This is a genomic window from Alcanivorax sp. HI0044, assembly GCF_001634945.1.
In genome coordinates this window covers 1-2,965 of sequence record NZ_LWEZ01001254.1, presented here as the reverse complement: position 1 = coordinate 2,965, position 2,965 = coordinate 1, and the positions used below count along the sequence as shown (strand labels likewise).

The 2,965-nt window shown below is 60.3% G+C and carries 4 protein-coding genes and 1 pseudogene; 3 read left to right on the top strand and 2 right to left on the bottom strand.

Annotated elements, in window-relative coordinates; translation table 11 throughout:
• The 3 genes and pseudogenes from A3730_RS17955 to A3730_RS17945 all read left to right on the top strand — a co-directional run.
• Positions 1-187 (top strand): annotated as a pseudogene (locus A3730_RS17955) (polymer-forming cytoskeletal protein); the annotation flags it as partial.
• Positions 188-265: 78 nt separating this feature from the next.
• A complete protein-coding gene (gene erpA, locus A3730_RS17950) occupies positions 266-625 on the top strand; it encodes an iron-sulfur cluster insertion protein ErpA (RefSeq protein WP_063519519.1) in 360 nt (119 codons plus the stop codon).
• Positions 626-845: 220 nt separating this feature from the next.
• Complete coding sequence (locus A3730_RS17945; RefSeq protein WP_063519518.1) at positions 846-1,349, top strand: phosphatase PAP2 family protein; 504 nt, start codon at positions 846-848, stop codon at positions 1,347-1,349.
• 178 nt (positions 1,350-1,527) lie between these two features.
• On the opposite strand, the gene A3730_RS17940 is transcribed toward A3730_RS17945, so the two are convergent.
• Both A3730_RS17940 and A3730_RS17935 read right to left on the bottom strand, forming a co-directional pair.
• On the bottom strand, positions 1,528-2,631 hold the full coding sequence (locus A3730_RS17940; protein ID WP_063519517.1) for an anhydro-N-acetylmuramic acid kinase: 1,104 nt from the start codon (positions 2,629-2,631) through the stop codon (positions 1,528-1,530).
• Positions 2,621-2,965: M23 family metallopeptidase (locus A3730_RS17935; protein WP_156501241.1), on the bottom strand; the 345-nt coding region annotated here is incomplete at its 5' end. The genes A3730_RS17935 and A3730_RS17940, both read right to left, overlap by 11 nt.

The window sequence follows — 2,965 nt, the reverse complement described above, 5'->3', positions numbered from 1 at the left end:
GGCATCCGTGGAAGGCAACGTGTATTACCGGATGATCGAAATGGTCATGGGCGCGCGGGTGAATGGCAAGTTGGTACGGCTGGATGATGAGCGCCGCAATTTGCCTGCCCCGGACGCCAGTAAAGCCGCCAAGTCGGAGCCTGAAGGCAAGGCTGTGGCAGGCAAGGCGGCCGTGGATAATTCTTGACTGTTTTAGTCGGGTACTGGAACATGATCTACCCGCCTGGGCGATTGCTGTTGCCCAGGCGGGGATCCTACTGCCCAGATGTCAGCCAATAGCGAGAGTATGACCGAGTCAGCGCCTATTTCATTTACTGATGCCGCCGCGGCCAAAGTCAAAGAGCTGCGTGACGACGAAGGAAACCCGAACCTGAAGCTGCGTGTGTATATCACTGGCGGCGGGTGTGCGGGGTTTTCCTATGGTTTCACCTTCGATGAAGCGGTGAATGAAGACGATACCTCGGTGGAGAAAGCCGGCGTAACCCTGCTGGTAGACGCCATGAGCATTCAATACCTGGATGGTTCCCAGGTGGATTACGAAAAGGGCCTGATGGGTTCGCGTTTCGTGGTCAGCAACCCCAATGCGGCCACCACCTGCGGCTGCGGTTCTTCCTTCTCTGTTTAGGAATAACTGGCTGCTTCAGTCGTAAGCCCGCTTTGCCGAAAAGAAGCGAGTAACGAGTTACGAGTCTCGAAAGGCAAGAGGTGGACTGGGTTTCGAAACTCGCTTCTCGCAACTCGCGCCTGTCTCCCCTGTCACAAAACCTTCACTGTTTGATCAACATTTCGTCGCTTTTCGGGTAGACACTGAACCCATGATGACGACAAAACCGACATTTCAACGAATGACCGCCGCGGATACCCGGGCCATGTGCTGGTTGCTACAACAACCGCAGGCAGCCCGCCGTGCCCGTCTGGCGCGGATGATCTCCCGCCTCGGCGATGGTCCTTTCTATGTGGCGCTGACGTTGCTGATCTGGTGGATGGATCGGCAGGGCGGCAGCGAGTTCGCCCTGACTGCCATGGCCGCCTATGCCCTGGAAGTGCCGATGTTTGTGCTGCTCAAGCACTTGATCAAACGGCCCCGGCCGGCGGATGCGCTGGAGAGCCTGTCGGCGTTTATTCAGCCCGCGGACCGATTCAGCTTCCCGTCCGGGCATACAGCGGCGGCCTTTGTGATGGCGACACTGCTATGTGTGTTCTATCCGCCGGTAATGGCTCTGGCGTTGGGGTTGGCGGTGATGGTGGGATTGTCCCGGGTGTTGCTGGGGGTCCATTATCCGTCGGACATTCTGGCTGGCGCGACGCTTGGCTTCAGCTGCGCCATGATTGGGCTGTGGCTGGTTTGAGGGGCTAGCTACGGGCTACGAGTTGCGAGGCGCGGGAAGAGCCAAAGCCAGGTTCACTGTGGTGCGCCGCGCCCAGGCGAGGCGAAAAGCAACGCCGAAGCGCGGTTCAAGAGTTTGTCGGTTGAGCCAATCCCTGTTTCGCGCCTTGAAGCTCGTAGCTCATAGCTCGCAGCTACTCTTAAGGCAGGGTGATCTGCCCCAATACCGCTTCCCTCGACGCCCCGGTGACCACCGGCGCATTGCCCGCTTTTCCTTCCATGCGCGCCCAGGCCAACCAGGCAAACGCGGCGGCTTCCACCCAGTCCGGGTGCAGTCCGTGCTCGGCGGTGCTGGTGACCGGGGTGTTGAGTAATGCCTGAAGGCGTTCCAGCAGGTGCCGGTTATGGGCGCCTCCACCACAGATCAGTACGTGATCGGGCTGGAAGTTGTTAAGTGCATCGCTGATCGAGTGGGCGGTGAGTTCTGCCAGTGTTGCCTGGATGACGTCATCAGGGAGCGAGTGGTTAGCCAGTTGGGCGTTGAGCCAGTCGCGGCTGAAGCGTTCCCGTCCGGTGCTTTTCGGGGGCGGCTGATGGAAATACGGATCATCCAGCAGGGTAGTGAGCAGGGTGCTGTCGGGCTGGGCGCTGGCGGCCCAGTCACCGTTGCGGTCGTAGGCTTGCTGGTAGTGCTGTTGAATCCAGCTATCCATCAGCACGTTGCCCGGGCCGGTATCAAAGCCGCCGGTGAGCTGGCCGGTATCCAGCAAGGTCACATTGGCCATGCCGCCGATGTTGATCACGGCAATGCGTTGATCAGGGCGGGCAAATAACTGTCGATGAAAGGGCGGCACCAGCGGGGCGCCTTGCCCGCCCAGCGCCATATCCTTGTTGCGAAAGTTGCTGACCACGGGGATGCCGGTTGCCACGGCCAGCGAATCCGGGCAGCCCAGTTGTACGCTGAAGCCGGGCGGTTGCGGGCGATGGCGAATGGTCTGCCCGTGGCAGCCGATGGCACGGACCTGGTCCGGGGTTATGCCGGCCTGCGTGAGCAGGGTCTGGCAGGTGTTGGCGTAATGTCCGGCCAGCTGCAGGTTGACGCGGCCGGCCCGGTCGATTTCGTTACTGCCCGGCTGGCACAGGGCGAGAATGTCGTCGCGAAGCGGTGCCGGGATTGGCTGGCTCAGGGTGCCGAGCAGAGAAAAATGGTCGCCGCCAATGCTGGCGAGAACGGCATCAATGCCGTCCACGCTGGTGCCGGTCATCAGGCCGATAAACAGGGATGGCTCGGTCTTAGAAGGCATCGCTGCTGGCCAGTGTCGAGGCTTCGGAGAACAGGGTCATTTGTGCCTTCAGCCGGTTGGCGGCAATCAGGAACTCCGCTCTCTCGTTATCGTTGATGCCGCGTGCCTTGGGCAGCGGTACGGTTTGTGGATTGCGGTGTACGCCGTTAATACGGAACTCGTAATGCAGGTGTGGGCCGGTGGCGAGCCCGGACGAACCCACATAGCCGATGGTTTGCCCCTGGGTGACTCGTTTGCCCACGCGGATACCTTTGGCAAAACTGCGCATATGGGCATACAGGGTGGTGTAGATCTGGCCATGCTTGAGGATGATGACATTGCCGTAGCCCCCTTT

Bases quoted from the DNA above. Each gene is read 5' to 3' on its own strand.
- erpA (WP_063519519.1), top strand. From the start codon at position 266: ATGTCAGCCAATAGCGAGAGTATGACCGAGTCAGCGCCTATTTCATTT.
- A3730_RS17945 (WP_063519518.1), top strand. From the start codon at position 846: ATGACCGCCGCGGATACCCGGGCCATGTGCTGGTTGCTACAACAACCG.
- A3730_RS17940 (WP_063519517.1), bottom strand. From the start codon at position 2,631: ATGCCTTCTAAGACCGAGCCATCCCTGTTTATCGGCCTGATGACCGGC.